This is a genomic window from Marinilactibacillus sp. GCM10026970 (assembly GCF_042660675.1).
Lineage (GTDB): Bacteria > Bacillota > Bacilli > Lactobacillales > Carnobacteriaceae_A > Marinilactibacillus.
The window spans coordinates 26,106-46,380 of sequence record NZ_JBHSUL010000002.1 but is presented as its reverse complement, the minus strand read 5'-3'; the positions used below and the strand labels follow the sequence as shown (position 1 = coordinate 46,380).

The 20,275-nt window shown below is 38.0% G+C and carries 19 protein-coding genes; 15 read left to right on the top strand and 4 right to left on the bottom strand.

Annotated features, from left to right (window positions below):
* Positions 1 to 9: 9 nt before the first annotated feature.
* The 12 genes from gyrB to ACFP65_RS00525 all read left to right on the top strand — a co-directional run bounded on the left by gyrB (position 10) and on the right by ACFP65_RS00525 (position 13,748).
* Positions 10 to 1,941 (top strand): DNA topoisomerase (ATP-hydrolyzing) subunit B, encoded by a 1,932-nt coding sequence (gene gyrB, locus ACFP65_RS00580; protein WP_379915231.1) that lies wholly within the window; start codon positions 10 to 12, stop codon positions 1,939 to 1,941.
* 121 nt (positions 1,942 to 2,062) lie between these two features.
* Complete coding sequence (gene gyrA / locus ACFP65_RS00575) at positions 2,063 to 4,591, top strand: DNA gyrase subunit A (protein WP_379914889.1); 2,529 nt, start codon at positions 2,063 to 2,065, stop codon at positions 4,589 to 4,591.
* A 218-nt stretch (positions 4,592 to 4,809) separates the two neighbouring features.
* Positions 4,810 to 5,109, top strand: a complete 300-nt coding sequence (gene rpsF, locus ACFP65_RS00570) for a 30S ribosomal protein S6 (RefSeq protein WP_225742843.1) — start codon at positions 4,810 to 4,812, stop codon at positions 5,107 to 5,109.
* Between the two features lie 60 nt (positions 5,110 to 5,169).
* Positions 5,170 to 5,715 (top strand): single-stranded DNA-binding protein, encoded by a 546-nt coding sequence (gene ssb, locus ACFP65_RS00565; RefSeq protein WP_225742842.1) that lies wholly within the window; start codon positions 5,170 to 5,172, stop codon positions 5,713 to 5,715.
* Between the two features lie 28 nt (positions 5,716 to 5,743).
* Positions 5,744 to 5,977 carry a 30S ribosomal protein S18 gene (gene rpsR / locus ACFP65_RS00560; protein WP_225742841.1) on the top strand — a complete coding sequence of 78 codons (234 nt, stop codon included), beginning with the start codon at positions 5,744 to 5,746 and terminating at the stop codon, positions 5,975 to 5,977.
* Positions 5,978 to 6,134: 157 nt separating this feature from the next.
* Positions 6,135 to 8,132, top strand: coding sequence for a DHH family phosphoesterase (locus ACFP65_RS00555; protein WP_379914887.1), 1,998 nt, complete (start codon positions 6,135 to 6,137; stop codon positions 8,130 to 8,132).
* Between the two features lie 24 nt (positions 8,133 to 8,156).
* Positions 8,157 to 8,606 (top strand): 50S ribosomal protein L9, encoded by a 450-nt coding sequence (rplI, locus tag ACFP65_RS00550; RefSeq protein ID WP_379914885.1) that lies wholly within the window; start codon positions 8,157 to 8,159, stop codon positions 8,604 to 8,606.
* A 165-nt stretch (positions 8,607 to 8,771) separates the two neighbouring features.
* Positions 8,772 to 10,145: a replicative DNA helicase gene (gene dnaB / locus ACFP65_RS00545; RefSeq protein ID WP_379915229.1), complete on the top strand. Its 1,374-nt coding sequence runs from the start codon at positions 8,772 to 8,774 to the stop codon at positions 10,143 to 10,145.
* 147 nt (positions 10,146 to 10,292) lie between these two features.
* Positions 10,293 to 10,775, top strand: coding sequence for a PTS sugar transporter subunit IIA (locus ACFP65_RS00540; RefSeq protein ID WP_379915227.1), 483 nt, complete (start codon positions 10,293 to 10,295; stop codon positions 10,773 to 10,775).
* A gap of 14 nt (positions 10,776 to 10,789) precedes the next feature.
* On the top strand, positions 10,790 to 11,101 hold the full coding sequence (locus ACFP65_RS00535; RefSeq protein WP_379914883.1) for a PTS fructose transporter subunit IIB: 312 nt from the start codon (positions 10,790 to 10,792) through the stop codon (positions 11,099 to 11,101).
* 19 nt (positions 11,102 to 11,120) lie between these two features.
* Positions 11,121 to 12,191 (top strand): PTS fructose transporter subunit IIC, encoded by a 1,071-nt coding sequence (locus ACFP65_RS00530; protein WP_379914881.1) that lies wholly within the window; start codon positions 11,121 to 11,123, stop codon positions 12,189 to 12,191.
* Between the two features lie 261 nt (positions 12,192 to 12,452).
* Positions 12,453 to 13,748, top strand: coding sequence for an adenylosuccinate synthase (locus ACFP65_RS00525; protein WP_379914879.1), 1,296 nt, complete (start codon positions 12,453 to 12,455; stop codon positions 13,746 to 13,748).
* An 82-nt stretch (positions 13,749 to 13,830) separates the two neighbouring features.
* Here ACFP65_RS00525 and ACFP65_RS00520 read toward each other — a convergent pair whose 3' ends face one another.
* Positions 13,831 to 14,499, bottom strand: a complete 669-nt coding sequence (locus ACFP65_RS00520) for a potassium channel family protein (RefSeq protein WP_379914877.1) — start codon at positions 14,497 to 14,499, stop codon at positions 13,831 to 13,833.
* Positions 14,500 to 14,515: 16 nt separating this feature from the next.
* Positions 14,516 to 15,904 (bottom strand): TrkH family potassium uptake protein, encoded by a 1,389-nt coding sequence (locus tag ACFP65_RS00515; protein ID WP_379914875.1) that lies wholly within the window; start codon positions 15,902 to 15,904, stop codon positions 14,516 to 14,518.
* A 272-nt stretch (positions 15,905 to 16,176) separates the two neighbouring features.
* Here ACFP65_RS00515 and ACFP65_RS00510 point away from each other — a divergent pair, with 272 nt between their 5' ends.
* Positions 16,177 to 17,637: an alpha-amylase gene (locus ACFP65_RS00510; RefSeq protein ID WP_379914873.1), complete on the top strand. Its 1,461-nt coding sequence runs from the start codon at positions 16,177 to 16,179 to the stop codon at positions 17,635 to 17,637.
* Positions 17,638 to 17,713: 76 nt separating this feature from the next.
* Here the strand turns inward: ACFP65_RS00510 and ACFP65_RS00505 are convergent, their stop codons facing one another.
* Together ACFP65_RS00505 and ACFP65_RS00500 are read right to left on the bottom strand one after the other, a co-directional pair.
* Positions 17,714 to 18,256 (bottom strand): YtxH domain-containing protein, encoded by a 543-nt coding sequence (locus tag ACFP65_RS00505; protein ID WP_379914871.1) that lies wholly within the window; start codon positions 18,254 to 18,256, stop codon positions 17,714 to 17,716.
* A 25-nt stretch (positions 18,257 to 18,281) separates the two neighbouring features.
* Entirely contained in the window at positions 18,282 to 18,728 is a 447-nt protein-coding gene (locus tag ACFP65_RS00500; RefSeq protein ID WP_379914869.1) for a hypothetical protein, read from the bottom strand.
* Positions 18,729 to 18,915: 187 nt separating this feature from the next.
* Between ACFP65_RS00500 and ACFP65_RS00495 the strand changes: the two genes are divergently transcribed.
* Positions 18,916 to 19,443 carry a PTS sugar transporter subunit IIA gene (locus tag ACFP65_RS00495; protein WP_379914867.1) on the top strand — a complete coding sequence of 176 codons (528 nt, stop codon included), beginning with the start codon at positions 18,916 to 18,918 and terminating at the stop codon, positions 19,441 to 19,443.
* Positions 19,444 to 19,559: 116 nt separating this feature from the next.
* Positions 19,560 to 20,273, top strand: coding sequence for a response regulator YycF (gene yycF / locus ACFP65_RS00490; RefSeq protein ID WP_379914865.1), 714 nt, complete (start codon positions 19,560 to 19,562; stop codon positions 20,271 to 20,273).
* Positions 20,274 to 20,275 lie beyond the last annotated feature (2 nt).

Genomic DNA, 20,275 nt, shown 5'->3' with positions numbered 1-20,275 from the left:
GATGAACAATTGACTCCAAAAGAAGTCGTAGAAATACGCGAAGAATATGATGCAAGTCAGATTCAAGTACTGGAAGGTCTAGAAGCCGTTAGAAAAAGACCCGGAATGTATATCGGATCGACAGGCGAAGCAGGACTACACCACCTAGTATGGGAAATTGTAGATAACTCAATAGATGAGGCTATGGCAGGTCACGCTGATAAGATTGAGATTGTCATTGAACCCGACAACATCGTAACCGTTACAGATGATGGACGAGGAATCCCAATCGATATCCAACAAAAAACAGGTCGTCCAGCAGTAGAAACAGTTTTTACAATCTTGCACGCTGGTGGTAAATTCGGCGGTGGCGGATATAAGGTATCTGGAGGCCTACACGGTGTAGGCTCGTCTGTAGTAAATGCTTTGTCAGAGTACCTTGAAGTGAACGTCCATAAAAATGGAAAAGTATACAATCAGCGCTATGAACGTGGTGCAGTGATGTACGACCTTAAAGAAATGGGTACAACGGACAAACGTGGAACAGAAGTTGTCTTCAAAGCAGATGCAGAGATTTTCAAAGAGACGACCGTTTATGATTTCCACAAATTATCTACTCGTGTAAGAGAATTGGCTTTCTTGAACAAAGGTCTGAGGATCTCTATTGAAGACCGAAGAGAAGAAAAGCCAGTTCGTTTGGATTACCAATATGATGGTGGGATCCAAAGTTACGTTAGCTACTTGAATCAAGCAAAAACGAACTTGTATGAAGAACCTATTTTCCTTGAAGGAGAACAAGAAGGTATTGTTGTAGAAGTAGCCTTACAACATACAGATGGCTTCCATATGAATATTATGAGTTTCGCAAATAATATCCATACCTATGAAGGTGGGATGCATGAGTCAGGATTCAAAACCGCTTTAACGCGAATCATCAACGATTATGCTCGTAGAAACAAGATTTTAAAAGAAAATGATGATAATCTGACAGGTGAAGATGTCCGAGAGGGCTTGACTGTCGTACTCAGTATCAAACATCCAGATCCACAGTTTGAAGGACAGACAAAAACAAAACTAGGGAACTCAGAAGTGCGTACAATTACGGACCGACTATTCAGTGAGCATTTTGATCGCTTTTTAATGGAAAATCCGACTGTCGGTAGACAAATTATTGAAAAAGCTTTGTTGGCAGCACGTGCGCGCTTGGCAGCTAAACGTGCCAGAGAAGTTACACGTAAGAAAAATGGTCTGGAAATCAGTAATCTTCCAGGAAAACTGGCTGACTGTTCTTCTAAAGATCCTGAAAAATCTGAAATTTTTATTGTTGAGGGAGACTCCGCTGGAGGTTCCGCAAAACAAGGAAGATCAAGACTATTTCAGGCGATTTTACCCATCAGGGGTAAGATTTTGAACGTAGAAAAAGCTTCTATTGACCGTATTTTGGCCAATGAAGAAATCCGTTCGTTGTTTACAGCGATGGGTACAGGATTTGGCGAAGAATTTGAAATCGATAAAACAAGATATCATAAATTGATTATCATGACAGATGCCGATGTAGATGGTGCACATATTCGTACACTACTATTGACACTGATTTTCAGATATATGAGACCCGTTATTGAAGCAGGTTTTGTCTATATTGCTCAGCCACCTTTGTATCAAGTTAAACAAGGTAAAAAGGAAGTTTACTTGGATACAGATAAACAGCTAGAAGAGTACTTGAAAGAAATTCCACCAACACCAAAACCAGATATTCAGCGTTATAAAGGTCTAGGCGAGATGGATGCGGAACAACTTTGGGATACAACAATGAATCCAGAAAATCGTCGCTTACTTCAAGTCACTGTTGAAGATGCCATTGAAGCAGATATGGTATTTGATATGTTGATGGGTGAAAAAGTTGAACCGCGTCGTCTCTTTATCGAAGATAACGCTCAATATGTTCAAAATATCGATATTTAAAGTTTGGATCACTAAATAATCTATCAAAACAACTATACCGTGTGCAGAATTTTCTGTCTTGATGTTGACACACGGTATTTAAGTTGTAAAAAGCTCGATGAAAACAAGGAGGAACAAATACTTGGCTGAAAATAGAGAAGCACGCATGGAATCGATCAATCTTGCTAGTGAAATGAAAAATTCATTTTTAGACTATGCAATGAGTGTAATTGTTTCCCGTGCTCTACCTGATGTTCGAGATGGTCTGAAACCTGTTCATCGCCGTATCCTTTACGGAATGAATGAACTAGGCATGACACCCGACAAAGCTTACAAAAAATCTGCTCGTATCGTTGGAGACGTAATGGGTAAGTATCACCCCCACGGTGACTCTGCTATTTATGAATCTATGGTGCGTATGGCACAAGACTTCAGTTATCGTAACCCTTTAGTTGATGGACACGGAAACTTTGGTTCAATAGACGGCGATAGTGCAGCAGCAATGCGTTATACAGAAGCAAAAATGAGCAAAATCGCTATGGAAATGCTTAGAGATATCAATAAAGATACGATTGACTATCACGATAACTATGATGGTTCTGAAAGAGAACCAGATGTCTTGCCTGCAAGATTCCCGAATCTACTGGTAAACGGTGCTTCTGGGATTGCGGTAGGAATGGCTACAAATATTCCCCCACATAATCTTAGAGAAGTGATTGCTGCTTGTCGTATGTTGATGGACAACAGTGAAGCGACAGTGGCTGAATTGATGGAAGTGTTGCCTGGACCGGATTTCCCGACAGGTGCGATGGTATTAGGTAAGTCTGGTATTCGAAAAGCCTATGAAACTGGTCGTGGATCAATCAAGGTTCGTGCAAAAGCACATATTGACGTACTTAAAAATGGTCGTGAACGTATTATCGTTGATGAACTACCTTATTTAGTCAATAAAGCAAAGCTGGTAGAACGTATAGCTGAATTAGCTCGAGATAAGCGCATTGAGGGTATTACAGACTTAACAGATGAATCAGATAGAGATGGTATGCGCGTAGTTATAGAAGTCCGTAGAGACGTCTCAGCGAGCGTTATATTGAACAACTTGTATAAATTGACACCGATGCAAACATCCTTTGGATTCAATATGTTAGCGATCGTAAATGGAATCCCTAAAACGCTCGGACTAGTAGAGATACTAACAGAGTATTTAAAACACCAAAGAATCGTTATCCGTAGAAGAACAGAATACGATAAGCGCAAAGCAGAAGCGCGCGCGCATATTCTAGAAGGTCTACGTATTGCACTGGATCATATCGATGAAATTATTTCAATCATTAGAGGTTCTCAAACTGGTCAGATTGCTAAAGAGACTTTGATGGAAAGATTCGACCTTTCTGAACGTCAATCACAAGCAATACTTGATATGCGTATGGTTCGTTTAACAGGACTAGAAAGAGAGAAAATCGAAGGCGAATATCAAGAACTGATTTCTACAATTGATGATTTAACAGACATTCTGGCTCGTCCAGAACGTGTAAATGAGATCATCGAAGTAGAGCTGGAAGAAATTGCTGAAAGACATGGCGATGATCGCCGCACAGAACTTCTAGTTGGTGAATTATTGAGTCTCGAAGATGAAGATTTGATTGAAGAAGAAGAGATTGCGATTACCTTATCTCACAATGGATACATGAAACGCATGGCCATTTCAGAATTTAAAGCTCAAAACCGAGGCGGTAGAGGCGTGAAAGGTATGGGGACGAATACAGATGACTTTGTTGAGACCTTATTAACCTGTTCGACGCATGATTTACTCTTATTCTTTACAAATACTGGTAAAGTATACAAAGCTAAAGGATATGAAATTCCAGAATATGGCCGTACAGCCAAAGGTATTCCGGCAATTAACTTCCTGGGTATAGATAATAGTGAGAAAATCCAGGCCATTATCAATATGCGTGGAGAAGCGAAAGAAAATGAACACTTATTCTTTACAACTCGTAAAGGGACTGTCAAACGTACAGCTTTAAGTGAGTTTATGAATATTCGTACAAGCGGATTAAGAGCAATCGTCTTAAGAGAAGAAGATGAATTGATCGATGTTTCCATGACTAACGGAGATCAAAACATCATTATCGGTACACGAGACGGCTACGCTGTCAGCTTCCATGAAACCAAAGTAAGAAGTATGGGTAGAGCTGCTGCAGGTGTTCGAGGAATTAACTTAAGAGAAGAAGATGATGTAGTCGGGATGGATCTTTTAAACGAAGATTCAGAGGTGTTGATCATTACAGAAAATGGATACGGTAAGAGAACGGCTGCCAGCGAGTATGCTATCCGTGGTCGAGGCGGTAAAGGTGTTAAAACAGCCAACGTTACTGAGAAGAACGGTCCTCTAATCGGACTTAAAACAGTAGATGGGCATGAAGATATCATGTTGATTACAAACGGGGGAGTCGTTATTCGATTCCACGCTACAAATATCTCTCAGACAGGTCGAGCAACTCAAGGTGTTCGATTGATGCGTCTGGAAGAAGGCAATAAAGTATCCACTCTCGCTAAAGTAGAACCTCAAGAAGAGGAAGAACTCGAAGTAAGCGAAGTGGAAGATCCGACAGTAGAAATACTAGAAGATAATCTTGAAATAGAAACAGAAGAACATACTGAAGAATAGTATGATTTCTGAAAATTAAATAATCGTCATTCTATTCGGTTTGATCAAGCTGAATAGAATGACGGTTTTTTTATTTAAAATCATACAAATTACTAAAATAATGTTGCTTAAGACATCCCGTTATGCTATAATTGTTCGGAGTGAGTACTCTTTAGAGAATACTCTCCTTGCTCTTTCAAATGAGAGGGCCAAAGTCCATAAGGAGGTGACAGTCAACGATGAGTCAATCAGCGAAATATGAAATTTTATATATTATCCGTCCAAATATCGAAGAAGATAACAAAAAAGCGTTAGTAGAACGTTTCGAAACAATCTTAAAAGATAATGGTGCTGAAGTTACTGAATCAAAAGACTGGGCGAAACGTCGTTTTGCATATGAGATCAAAGGATACCGAGAAGGTACTTACCGCTTGGTAAATATTGTATCTGAAGATGCAGCAGCAATTAACGAATTCGAACGTCTAGCTCGTATTAACGAAGATATTCTTCGTCATATGATCGTACGTTTGGAAGACTAATATGTTTCACGTGAAACATATTGATGTTGCAAAGTAATGATGTAGAAAGGAGCCCAACCAATGATTAATAATGTCGTACTAGTTGGAAGATTAACTCGTGACGCTGAATTACGTTATACAGGTAGTGGTACAGCTGTAGCTTCTTTTTCTATAGCGGTTGAACGTACTTTTACAAACGCTCAAGGAGAAAGAGAAACAGATTTCATTAACTGTGTAGCTTGGAGAAAAACTGCAGAAATTATTTCTAATTTCACACGTAAAGGTTCTCTGGTCGGTGTAACGGGACGTATTCAAACACGTAATTACACAAACAATGAAGGTCGTAAAGTATATATTACCGAAGTTGTCTGTGAAAATTTCCAAATGTTGGAACCTAAGTCTGTAACAGATAAACGTAGTCAAAATGACAACGATTCTTCTGGATCAGGTTCAAGTTACTCTAACAATAATGCAAATTATTCAAATCAGAACAATTATTCTCAACAGAATAATAGTCAAGCTCCTGGAAATAATCAGAACAAAAACAATTTTGCAAACTTCGATGAGGATCCATTTGAAAAAAATGACGATCCAATTGATATTTCAGATGACGATTTACCGTTTTGATTCATAACTAAAGAAGGAGGAGTATAAAATGGCAGGACGCAGAGGCGGCAAGAAGCGCCGGAAAGTTGATTTCTTTGCAGCAAACCATATCGAATATATTGATTATAAAGATACTGATTTGTTGAAACGTTTCATTTCTGAACGCGGTAAAATTTTACCACGTCGTGTAACTGGAACTTATGCAAAGAACCAACGTAAATTAACTAAAGCAATCAAACGTTCACGTATCATGGGATTACTTCCATTCGTAACTGAAGATTAAATAGATATATAAAATCGTAGCAGATTATCTGTTGCGATTTTTTTATTTCAATGTTTCACGTGAAACATTCAGATATTGACCTTTTCTGTCAGTCTAGAATATAAAGGCAAAAAATGTTAAGATATAGTAGTCTAAATATTGAAACAGAGGAGACAATATGAAACGAGTCAATGAAGAAGAATCTATTCCAAGGTTTCTAGATCGACCATTTATGCGAATGATGATTCTATTTGCTACTTTAGCTATTGTAGTATTAACGATACTTAGTTTTATTGCTAATGTGTGGATAGGCATGCTCATGCTTTTAATCGCAATTACGATCTTTTTGGTAGCTTGGAGATTCGGAAAAGAATATGTAGAAGAATTGAATTCTTATATATTAAATTTATCCTATAGAATTAAGCGTGGAGAACAAGAAGCCTTAATTAAGATGCCCATTGGAATCATACTAATCAATCAGAATGAAGAAATTGATTGGGTTAATCCTTACATGCAAACTCAGTTATTTAGTGAAGAAAGTGTACTGGGTAAACATATTAGTGAAGTCAATGAAGACATCTATAAACAAATTCAGAACTCAGACGAAACAAAGACTGAGTTACTTGAATGGAACAATAAAAGATTCCAGATGATTGTACAGGAAGATATCCATGCAATTTATTTGATGGATATTACGGAATATGCTGAAGTGAAAGTGAAATATGAAGAAGCAAGACCTGTTGTAGGTTGGCTTTTTCTTGATAATTACGATGAAGTTGTTCAAGGACTTGATGACCGTGGAGTATCAGGATTTAATAGTTTGCTGACTACCTACTTATCGAATTGGGGTAAGCAACACAGTATCTTTTATAAAAAAACTTCTGAAGATAAATACTTCCTTTTACTAAACAGAAGTGAGTTAGAAAGAATTGAAAATGAAAAATTCAATATCATAGACAATATTAGAGATAGAACATCAAAAAGAAATTTACCGCTTACAATTAGTATAGGTATTGCTTACGGAGATGACGACTTTGATAAACTCGCTGAATTGGCACAAAGCAATCTAGACTTAGCCCTAGGTAGAGGTGGAGATCAAGCTATCGTTAAAGAAGTTGATCAAGAGCCTAGATACTATGGTGGTAAAACGAACCCGATGGAAAAACGTACAAGAGTGCGTTCCAGAATGATTAGTCAAGCTATGCAAGAATTGATCAAAGGGAGCGATCAAGTGTTCGTAATGGGTCATAAGAACCCGGATATGGATGCTATCGGATCTTCTTTAGGTATAGCTCGTATTTCCATGATGCTTAAAAAGAAATGTTGGGTTGTTATTGATCAGGATGACTTAAGTAATGACGTAGGCAAACTGATGAATGAAATTGAGAAACAAAATCAAGTGAATCAAAATATCATTTCTCCTGCCGAAGCTCAAAATATCATTACAGAAAATGATTTAGTTGTTTTAGTGGATCATCATAAACCGTTGCTATCCATTGCGCCAAACTTGCTTAAGAAAACGAAGAAAAATATCGTCATCGATCATCATAGACGTGGAGAAGAGTTTACCGAAAATCCATTACTTGTCTATATTGAACCATACGCTTCTTCAACAGCCGAACTGATTACAGAGTTGTTCGAATACGTATCGTCGGATGGTGAACCAATCAACCGTATTGAAGCGACAGCTATGCTAGGTGGTATTATTGTAGACACTAATAACTTTAGCTTACGTACCGGTTCAAGGACGTTTGATGCTGCCAGCTATTTGCAGTCAGTTGGAGCAAATTCTACAATGATTCAAAGATTATTGAAAGAAGATCCAGAAACTTATCTGAGACGTAGTAAGTTAATTGAAACAATTGAGTTTGTTCATGAAGGTGTCGCGGTTGCACATGGCAAAGATCAACAGATTTATCCGCCCGTTACATCAGCACAAACTGCGGATACGATGTTGAGTATGTCAGGTGTTGAAGCAGCCTTTGTTATTACGAAACGTTCAGATGATATGGTTGGGATCAGTGCAAGAAGTCTAGGTAAGATCAATGTACAGATCATTATGGAAAGAATGGGCGGAGGCGGACACTTGTCCAATGCAGCTACTCAAATAGATGGAAAGTCTGTACAAGAAGTTAGAGAAGAATTAATAACACAAATTAAAACAGCGTTTGACTAATTTAAATAAGAGGAGCGTTTAACTATGGAAGTAGTTTTATTGAAAGATGTCAAAGGTACAGGAAAAAAAGGCGAAATCAAAAATGTATCAGACGGATACGCTAATAACTTTTTATTGAAAAAAGGATTGGCAAAAGAAGCTACAAATTCAGCAGTAAAAGAATTATCTGCTAAGAAAAACGCTATGAAGCGTGAAGAAAATGAAATTTTAGAAGCTGCTAAACAAGATAAGAAAAAAATAGAAGAAAATGCAATCGAACTTCATGAAAAAGCGGCAGAAGATGGTCGACTATTTGGATCTGTCACAACTAAACAGATTGCTAAAGAGTTGGAAAAACAACTAGGTATTAAAGTTGATAAACGTAAACTAAATCAACCAATGCCAATGAGAGCGGTAGGGTCTCAAAACGTAGAAGTGAAATTGCACAAAGAGGTTACTGCAGAATTAACGGTTCGTGTAACAGCAATAGACTAATCAGCAAAAGGGAGAGGCTTTAGAAGCTTCTCCCTTTTCTCTGCTATTAAAGAGAAAATAAGATAGTAAACAATTGTTCCCTTATATACTTTTAGAATGAGATATTGTACAATTAATAATGAATTTGTGACCTATAAGGTGCGAAAGGAAGAATATACATTGGCTATGGAACCATTAGGCGATCGTCTACCACCACAAAATATTGAAGCCGAGCAATCTGTTCTGGGCTCTATTTTATTAAATCCAGAAGCATTGATTCCGGCGATGGAATACATTGAATCGACAGATTTCTATCGTCGTGGGCACCAACTGATTTTTCAGACGATGATTGATTTAAGTGAGCGGAACGAAGCAATAGATGTTGTAACGATTGCGGATATGCTGGAATCAAGAAATCAGCTTGAAGATATTGGTGGGACACCTTATTTGGCTGATATAGCCACTACAGTGCCCACAGCTGCAAACGTGGAGTATTACTCCAAAATTGTTGAAGAGCGTTCTATATTGCGCCGTTTGATCCAGACAGCGACAGAAATTGCTTCAAGAGGATATGACGAAGCAAGTGATCTTCCCAACCTTCTAGATGATGCTGAAAGACAGATACTTGAAGTGTCCGAAAAAAGAAGTCGTAGTGGATTTGTCAATATCGAGACCGTTTTAAGAGAAACCATCAATAATATTGATGAACTATTTCAAAATGATGAAGAAATCACAGGAATTTCTACCGGGTATAAAGCATTAGACCAAATGACTGCTGGATTACATGAAGATGAGCTGATTATACTAGCAGCGAGACCGGGTGTGGGAAAAACAGCATTTGCGTTAAATGTAGCTCAAAATATTGGAACGAAAACAGATGAAACGGTTGCGATTTTTAGTTTAGAGATGGGTGCTGAACAGTTAGTGAACCGTATGCTTTGTGCGGAAGGTACTATAAATGCTTCGAATTTAAGGACTGGGAAGCTGACTGAAGAAGAGTTTACTAAATTATTTGTTGCAATGGGTAGTCTTTCTAAAGCAAATATTTATATTGATGATACACCAGGAATTCGTACAGCAGAAATTAGAGCAAAATGCCGTCGCTTGAAGCAAGAGCGAGGTAGTTTGGGATTGATCGTCATTGATTATCTTCAACTAATTGAAGGTTCGGGTAAAGAAAGTCGCCAGCAAGAAGTATCGGATATCTCTAGACAGTTAAAGAAATTAGCTAAAGAGTTATCGGTTCCTGTTGTCGCCTTGTCACAGCTTTCTCGTAGTGTAGAGCAAAGACAAGACAAACGACCAATTTTGAGTGACTTGAGAGAATCAGGATCGATTGAGCAAGATGCCGATATCGTTGCCTTCCTATATCGAGAAGATTACTACCGTAATGAAGATGAGGAAGATGAAGACGAATCAGCTGAAGATAATGTAGTCGAAATTATCTTGGAAAAAAACCGTTCTGGAGCACGTGGGACGGCAAAACTCCTATTTATCAAAGAGTACAATAAATTTTCTTCATTGACTTATTATCCAGAAGATCAGATACCGAATTATTAAAGATAAAAAACCGTAATAATCTATGTTGAAATAACTCAACAAAGACTATTACGGTCTTTTTAAATACAATGGAGTAACCCTTTTCATAAAAATAATTGATTGGTATACTTAACCAAAAGAAGTTTAAGGGGAGTTGAGACAAAGGTGATGAATCAGCACAACAAAGAGGAATTAGAAATAAGGGTTAATTTGGATTTTCCTTTACGTAAAAATGGGGATAAAACTCAATTACTGTATGACCTGTCCATATGGATATCTAATCAAATTAAAGAAGAAATAGACCCCAAAACTATTTTGAACGGAATATTGGAAAGAGAAACTCTAGGGACAACTGGTTTTGGTGATGGTTTTGCAATCCCTCATGGAAAGATCAAAGATTTAAAGCAACCGGTACTGGTCATTGTTGCTTTAGAAGAACCAATCGAATGGGATGCTCTAGATGATCAGAAAGTGGAGCAACTATTTGTCATACTGGTTCCTGAAAAAGATACTGATAATACACATTTGGGGCTATTATCAACGCTTGCATATCATTTGATGGATGGGGAAACTAAAAGACAGATAAAGAGTATACAAAGTGAATCTGAATTGATCAAATATGTAAGAGATATTTTTAAAGAAGGAAGATAAAGGAGGAGAATGACATGAGAATTATCGCAATCACAGCCTGTGCTACTGGCGTTGCACATACATTTATGGCAAAAAAAGCGCTGGAGAATGCTGCTGACAGAAGCGGACATCAAATAAAAGTAGAAACGCAAGGTGCGACAGGAATAGAAAACGAATTGATACAAAAAGATATTGACCAGGCAGATATTCTGATTTTAGCAATAGAAGTGGGTATTGCTAAAAAAGAGCGATTCAACAAAATTAAAAAAGTGGAAATACCTATCAGTACTGCAATTAAAAACGCAGACGGATTACTTAAGAAAATTGAAGAAAAACTAAACTCTTAAATAGGGCGGAGGAGAAATCATGCGTAAACTTCAACAAGCTTTAATGACTGGGGTATCTTATATGCTGCCATTTATTGTATTTGCCGGAATGACCATTGCAGTAACCCAAATGTATAGTCAATACATATCGCCAGATGTGTCAGCAGTTAACACATTAAACGGATTTGCATGGATCATAATGGATATGATTCCAGCAATCTTTGGGGCATACATGGCTTATGCAATTGGAGATAAAGCAGCTATTGCCCCAGGCTTTATTGGTGGTTATATTGCGGCACATCCTACAGTTGAAAATACATCCGCTAGCGGATTTTTAGGTGCAATCATTGCAGGTTTTGTAGCCGGATACGTTGTATTATATTTTAGAAAGCTACCTTTTCCAGAATTTTTAGAATCAATCAAGAAGACGCTATTTATTCCAGTGCTTACAGGGTGGCTACTTTATCTATTAATGACGTATCCAGTAGCAATGACTATAGGTGTATTGAACGATGTAATGATTGAAAGCTTGATCAGTCTTTCAGAATCAGCGCAATACGCTTTTCTATTAGGAGCTATTTTAAGTGCAATGTGTGCATTTGATATGGGTGGACCACTGAATAAAATTGCTATCACGTTTGTCTTTGCATTGTGGAATGAACCAAGTGGAATTGGGTTCAGAGTAAATGCAGCAGTCTTTCCAGGAATAATGGTTCCTGCACTTTCAGTAGGGATTGCTTCTCTTATTGCAAAATCTAAGTTCAGCCAAGAAGAAATTGACTTAGCTCCAGCTTCAATCTTATCAGGACTAGTGGGGATAACGGAGGCGGCTTTACCATACGCATTTCAAGATCCCTTTAGGGTTATTATTCCTAATATGATTGGTGCAGCCATTGGTGGAGCTATTGTAATGGCTACTGGCGTTTCAACAACAGGCGTTTCAGGCGTTTTCGGTTTGCCGATGGCCAGTCAATTATTAATGTTTATTACCGCTATTTTAGTAGGGGTAGTATGTTCTGTAGTACTCCAAATATTGGTTAGAAAACCGAGAGTTCATGATACTTCAGTAGCGGAAAAAGAAGATGACTTAAATTTTGAGATTACTCTATAAAGAAAAAAGGCATTAATCTAGAAGACGAATCCTAAATAAAGTGTTAAACTACATCAGATATATGGTAGAATAGAAGTGTTATTAAAGATAACACTTGATGCAAAAATAGATTAGGGGGACACCTCCATTTAAAGATAGATAACAAGGGTAAAGCGAATAGGACCATTCTATTCTTATATCAGTGTATTGTTTGTCTGGGTAATGGAGTACTGTCTCCTTTTATAATTTCAAGCATTAAATATTTTTAGATGAGGTGGACAAATGTCGTCGGTCGTAGTTGTTGGAACACAATGGGGAGACGAAGGTAAAGGTAAAATTACCGATTTTTTAAGTGAAAACGCAGAAGTTATTGCGCGTTATCAAGGAGGAGACAATGCAGGTCACACAATCATTTTTGATGGTGTAACATACAAACTACATTTAATTCCTTCAGGTATTTTCGCAAGTGATAAAATCAGCGTAATCGGTAATGGTGTAGTCATTAACCCTAAATCTTTGGTCAATGAATTACAATACTTGCATGACAGAAATATCACTACAGATAATCTGCGTATTTCAGATCGTGCACACGTTATCTTACCGTACCATATTAAAATGGATCAGTTGCAAGAAGATTCTAAAGGAGACCAAAAGATTGGTACGACCATTCGTGGTATCGGACCAGCTTATATGGATAAAGCTTCTCGTATCGGAATCAGAATCGCAGATCTATTAGATAAAGACATTTTCGAAGAGCGGTTGAGAAGTGTACTAGAAGAAAAAAACCGTTACTTTACTCAAATTTATAACTCTGAACCAATTGAATTTGACGAAATTTTTGAACCTTACTATGAGTTCGGACAGCAATTCAAACAATACGTCTGTGATACTTCCGTTGTATTGAATGATGCGTTGGATGCTGGTAAACGTGTATTATTTGAAGGTGCACAAGGCGTGATGCTGGATATTGATCAAGGAACCTATCCTTTTGTAACGTCTTCTAATCCTGTTGCCGGTGGTGTAACAATCGGAAGTGGTGTTGGCCCTTCTAAAATCGATAAAGTCGTTGGTGTATGTAAAGCTTACACATCACGAGTTGGAGATGGACCTTTCCCGACAGAATTAAACAACGAAACAGGACAGTTTATACGTGATGCCGGTAAAGAATACGGAACAACAACTGGGCGTCCTCGTCGTATTGGTTGGTTTGATAGTGTCGTTATGCGTCATGCCAAGAGAGTTTCTGGTATTACGAACCTTTCTTTGAACTCTATTGATGTGTTGTCAGGTTTAGATACTTTGAAGATCTGTACAGCTTATGAGCGCAATGGTGAACACATTCTTCATTATCCCGCTAGTTTAAAAGAATTGGCTGAATGTAAACCAATCTATGAAGAGCTTCCAGGTTGGAGCGAAGATATTACAGCATGTAGAACACTAGAAGAATTGCCAGAAAACGCGCGTAACTATATTCGTCGTGTATCTGAGCTTACAGGTGTTCATATCTCAACATTCTCAGTTGGACCAGATCGTGACCAGACAAACGTACTAGAAAACGTATGGTCACCAGTATCTTAAAATAAATGCCATTAAAAAAGCATCCCGCTACCTAGCGTCAGTCTTTACAGACTGAAACAGAGTAGATCGGGATGCTTTTTACTTATTTAAGTTGATTCGTATAATCTAAGTGCTCAAAAGTATGAGGTTCTCCGATAGCAACGAGTAAACTTTTTGGTGAGATTTTTTCGTCGGGTGAAATATTTACTTGCAGTTTTTCACCTTCAGCATTTTTCATTCCAATAACATTGATACCGTATTTGTTCCGTAAGTCTAATTGTACAAGGGACTTGCCGACCCATTCTTTTGGCGTCAGGAATTCAATGATTGCATTATCTTCATCCAATTCGATGACATCGAGTATTTTGTTTCTCATAAGATTACGCGCAACACGGTCGCCCATTTCTTTTTCTGGACGAATAATTTCATGCGCACCGACTTCTAGAAGGATTTCTTTGTGTACTTTATTTTTTGCTTTTGCAATAATTTGTTTGATGCCTAGCTTTTTGCAGTTGAGTACAGCTAGTACACTGGCTTCCAAGTTAGATCCTGTACCAATAACCACAGTATCACATTTTTCAAATCCGATACTTTTCAATAGATCCAGATCAGTAATGTCTCCTTGAACGCCTTGGACAACGTATTCTTCTACACGGTTTACATCCATCAAATCTTTATCAACGGCAATTACATCAAAATAATGTTCGCCTAATTCTTTCGCAATAGTCGATCCAAATACTCCAAGACCTAATACACCAATTATCTTATTCAATTTGTTCTCTCCTATCTTACCCTATAATGATGTTTCCAGACGCATATACTTTTGGTTTCTGCTTGCGTTCAAATTGGCCAAGTGCTGTGAAGATTGTGATGGGGCCTAGACGACCAATAAACATCATAAACATAATTACCGTTTGACTTCCACGAGATAAATCAGGTGTCAAATCAGCAGATAAACCAACCGTTCCTAAAGCAGAAACAGCTTCGAAAAATAAATATTGAAGAGGAACTGTCTCATCGAAAATCGACATCAAAGACATTCCGACAAAATTCAAAATCACGAACATAACGACAATCACAAGAGCTCTTTTTACAATCTCATTATCAAGTGTTCTTTTCTGATAATGCACATGTTGCTGACCGGTTACCTCAGCCCAGATCAACTTGACGACAAGGGCAACTGTGGAAGTTTTCGCACCCCCGGCTGTACCACCTGGGGACCCACCAATGAACATAAAGACGGTCATAAAAATAATTGTAAACAGATGTAGATTCGTATAGCCTACAGTTGCAAAGCCAGCTGTACGCAATGTGACGGCTTGAAAGAAGGTGGCCTGAATTTTACCAGAGAGACTAAGGCTACCAAGCGTAGTAGGATTATGCCACTCTGAAAGCATGAACAGTACCATTGCTGCACCAATTAAAAATAGTGTCCAGTTCAGAACTAGTCGAGTATGCAGTTTTAGTCTTCTGTAACGACCTCTTAAATCAATCCAGCTTCTAACAGCGATAAAACTCTTGAAATTTTGAGCGAGATCAAACCAGATGGAAAATCCAATTCCTCCGACAATAATGAGTAGTGGAATTACAATGTTCACAATGGGAACATCTACAAAGCCTTGTAAGCTGTTTGTGCCAAGGTTGTCGAATCCTGCATTATTGAAAGCTGAAATAGAGAGAAAAATGGACGTAAATAATCCTCTGGCCCATCCAAACAAGGGTACGAAATGGAAGGTGAGTAGAAAAGCACCGATTCCTTCTATGAGGAAAGTGTATTTCACTACAGATAAAAGGAAATTTCTGAAATTAATCATGCTTCCACTATTTAAGGCTTGCCTTAAGGTTACTTCGTCTTTCATACTGACACGACGTCCTAACTGCATCACGATTGTTGCAACTAACGTGATGAGACCGAGCCCTCCGAGCTTGATCAGGACTAAACCGACGATTTGTCCGAAAATATTATACGTATGCGCCAGAGGCTCAGTGAAAAGGCCCGTCACACAAACCATGGAAACGGCAGTAAACAAGTGATCAAAGTAAGTCGCTTGAGACCCGATTTGCTGACTAAAAGGCATAGATAATAAAATTGATCCCACAAGAATAACAAACGCAAAACTTAGAACAATTTTAAAAGGGATGGGTAAATTTGAAAAGCGATTCAACAATCGTCTCATACAATCATTTTTCCTTTCTGGTACTAAAAATCAATATCTAGATTGTATCTCTAGAATCGTTAAAATACAAGGAGATTCCAGTAAAAACTAGCCTACTTGTGAATAGAGAAGTGCTATTTTGTCACCGAGAAATCTTAACAGAGTAAAAAGGGCTTAAATAAGCCTGTCGCGTAGGGCTTGCGAGACGTTCCAGTTGTTTCTTTTTAAAGATAAAGATAAAATTATAATGTTAGGGTGTTTACTTTATAACACTGATTGTAGGAGGAGAGAACATGGAATATAACGGGACTATGATGCAATATTTTGAATGGGATCTGCCGAATGATGGTACACACTGGAAAAAACTGAAAGACGAAGCAGCTCATTTGAGAAATATCGGCATTACAGCAGTATGGATTCCACCTTGTTTCAAAGCACTGAGTCAAGAAGATGTAGGATACGGTATCTATGATCTCTATGACCTTGGTGAGTTCGATCAGAAAGGAACCGTTAGAACAAAGTATGGCACAAAAGAAGAATTATTAGACGCTATCCATACCTTACATGAACAGGGGATTCAAGTTTACGCGGATGTTGTTTTAAACCATAAAGCAGGAGCAGATGCTACAGAAACCTTTGGAGCTGTTCCAGTAAATGAAGAAAACCGACATGAAGAGGTTGGAGAATCAAGAGAAATTGAATCTTGGACATACTTTAATTTTCCGGGTAGACAAGGAAAGTACTCCGACTTTGAATGGCACTGGTATCACTTTTCGGGTGTCTCTGATGATGAAATTTCAGGAGAACAAGGTATTTATAGAATTGAAGGCGAAGGAAAAGGTTGGGCACCAGATGATACGGTGTCAACAGAATTTGGAAACTTCGACTACTTAATGTTTGCAGATATTGATTATAGCCATCCAGAAGTGATTGAAGAAACAAAAAATTGGATTCGATGGTTTATAGAAGAAACAGGGATAGATGGGATTCGACTGGATGCTGTTAAACACATCGATAATAGCTTTATGAAGGATTTGATTGATGGTGTGCGCGCTGAATTTGGAGAAGACTTCTTTTTCGTTGCAGAATATTGGCACCAGAAATATAAAGCGTTAGAAGAATACATGGAAGATCTTGACTACAATACCTCTATGATGGATGTAAGATTCCATTATGCACTACACGAAGCTTCTCAGTTAAAAACAGATTTTGACTTAAGAAGATTATTTGATGGGACGCTTTATAAGAAAAATGCTGAACAAGCAGTGACGTTCGTTGAGAACCATGATTCTCAGCCTGGACAGTCTCTGGAATCCTATGTCGAACCTTGGTTCAAACCGCTGGCATATGGCATTGTATTACTAAGCTCTTATGGTTATCCATGTGTGTTCTACAGTGATTATTACGGATATAGTGGAGACGTTGACTATAATGGGTGTCCAAGTGATATTGAAAAGCTGATGCGCGTAAGAACGGAATATGCTTACGGTGAACAGTATAATTATCTAGACCACGGTACTTGCCTAGGATTTACACGTACAGGAGATGAAGAACATCCTCATGGGTGTGCAGTTGTGATTTCTAGTGGAGATGAAGGATTCAAGGAAATGACTGTTGGAGACTTGCACGCAGGCGAAACGTATATAGATATTTTGGAACATAGAGAAGAAGAGATTCTTATAAATGAAGATGGTTCCGCAATTTTCCCAGTAAATGCAGAGTCCATCTCTGTATGGGTGCTTAAGGAACAATAGAAAAAAGACAGTTGGATAGCGAAGATTTTAGATCTCCGCAATTCCAACTGTCTTTTTATATTGACTATTTTTGCAATTAGTTATTCGGGTTCATTTTGTGTGAAGCTTCTTTTTCATCTGCAAGATGGTCTTTGTCTAACTTGAAATCTTCATTATTAGATAGATGATTATCGTGTAAAGCTTCGTCTACTTTGTCTTTAGGAATTGCTTGGTCTGTTGAAGGCTCAAGTGGAGTGCCTTTTACATCACCAAGATTTTCGTCATCATACATTGCATGAGAAGCTGTTGCAGGATCAATCACTGTATCTGATTTTGGCTCGATTGAAGCGTTTCTTTGTGCAAGATCTCTTTCAATTTCTTTAATGGTTTCATTTAATTGGGCTTGTCGAGCATCCATCTCTGCTTGTTCAGATTGTAATTCCATATCTGCTTCAGCATAAGATTCTCTGAAATCTTCAACAAGTTGTTGCGCTTTTTCACCGCTAGAGTCTTTCAGTTTTGTTGCTTCAGATTTTAATTCTTTGCGGAATTGATCTCCTGTTTTTGGAGCAAACAATAAAGCAGCAAATGCAGAAGCAGCACTCATCATTAATGCTTTGGCTAAACTTATTTTTGGCATAGTGTGGTTCTCCTCTCAAAATGGGTTATTCGTTTGTGTAACGAGCCTTTTGTTTCTGGAAAGTACGTTTGAATGCTCGGGTAAATGTTTTAGCAATCATCGGACCATCCGTTTTCAATTCATCAGCAGTGTTTTTGGCAATGCCTTTTGAATAGTCACTACTATGATCTTTCAAGTAAGTGAGTGAATCGCTCAAACTAGAAGCGTGAGTAGACAGTTCATCAAATCGCTGCATCTTGATTGTTGCAACTTTTTGAAGATCTTCAATGCGTCCTTTGACTTGATTAACTTTGGTTTGAACAGCATCTGCTTCCACTGTGAAGTGTTCGATATGGTCATTTACAGTCGATTGTGTTTCTTTTATATTGTTGAACGTCGGTTTCATCTTTTTAAATGTAGTCAAACCGATTACGACGAGTGCAATCAAAGCTAAACCTAAAATGACTAGAGCAATAATATATGCTATTGACATCATAATGCCTCCTTTACATAAGCTAGTTTTTATTTGAAGTTTCTATAAATAGAATACCACGAACAGTCTCATAGCAACAAACAGAAGCTACGACTAAAAGATATTGCTTGAAACGGCTTTAGTTGTTAGAATAGTAGCAACATACAGAGTTACGGATTTAACCGTAACTTACAAAAAGGAGAAAAGCATGACAGACGAGAGAGCGAAGGATTCTGAGATTGAAATAAATGATACAAAGGATTCTCGGCACAAGCTACCTTTACGTGCAGTTTCAGACGGAGAAGTTTTATCGATAGAAGAAGTACCAGATGAAATTTTTGCTCAAAAAATGATTGGTGAAGGGTACGCCATCAAGCCAACTTCTCAACTAGTCGTTGCACCTATTGATGGAAAGTTGATAGAAGTTGCAGATGCGAAACATGCCTATTATATCGAAACAAAAGAAGGGTTGAAAATTCTGATCCATGTGGGAATCGACACATTGCTGTTGAATGGAGAAGGGTTCAAAACTAAATTGAAGAAAGACGACCAAGTTAAAGCCGGAGATGCATTGGTAGAGTTTGATGAAGAACTGATTACCAAAAAAGGTTTTAATACGATTATTTCAGTTATCGTATTGGATGATTTAGCTTTTGAAGTGACTCAGGTACTGAATCTGACAAAACAAGCTAAAGCAGGAGAAACGGTAGCAGTGGAAATTGAGTTACAGAAGTAAGAATTTGTCGTATTTCTTTGAAAAATTGAACCGTGCCCATAGGTGCTGTATACTTGGTCTAGATTACAAGAATTGAAAAGAGAACATAAGAATATGTTTCTGAGGAGGAGCATCACTTGAAAAAAATATTAGTCGTAGATGATGAAAAGCCAATTTCAGATATTGTTAAATTTAATCTTGAAAAAGAAGGATTCGAAGTTTTTACTGCATATGATGGAGAAGAAGCTGTAGAGAAAGTAGAAGAACACTCACCAGATCTGATTGTACTCGATCTGATGTTACCAAAAATGGACGGACTTGAAGTTTGTCGTGAAGTCAGAAGAACACATGATATTCCAATCATCATGGTTACAGCTAAAGATCAGGAAATTGATAAAGTTTTAGGGCTAGAACTCGGAGCCGATGACTATGTAACAAAACCATTCTCTAACAGAGAATTAGTCGCCCGTGTTAAAGCAAACCTGAGACGTCAATCTTCTGTACAAACAGCTGAACCAGAAGTACCAGAAAGCAATGATATTGAAGTGGGCGATTTAGTCGTTCATCCAGATGCCTACATTGTTTCTAAGCGTGGAAGTACAATCGAATTGACACACAGAGAATTCGAGTTACTACACTACCTTGCTAGACATATCGGTCAAGTCATGACCAGAGAGCATTTACTTGAAACGGTATGGGGATATGACTACTTTGGAGATGTCAGAACGGTTGATGTTACTGTAAGACGTTTGAGAGAAAAGATCGAAGATAATCCGAGCCATCCAAACTTCTTAGTAACTAGACGAGGGGTAGGATACTATCTAAGGAATCCTGAACAACAGGAGAAATAAAC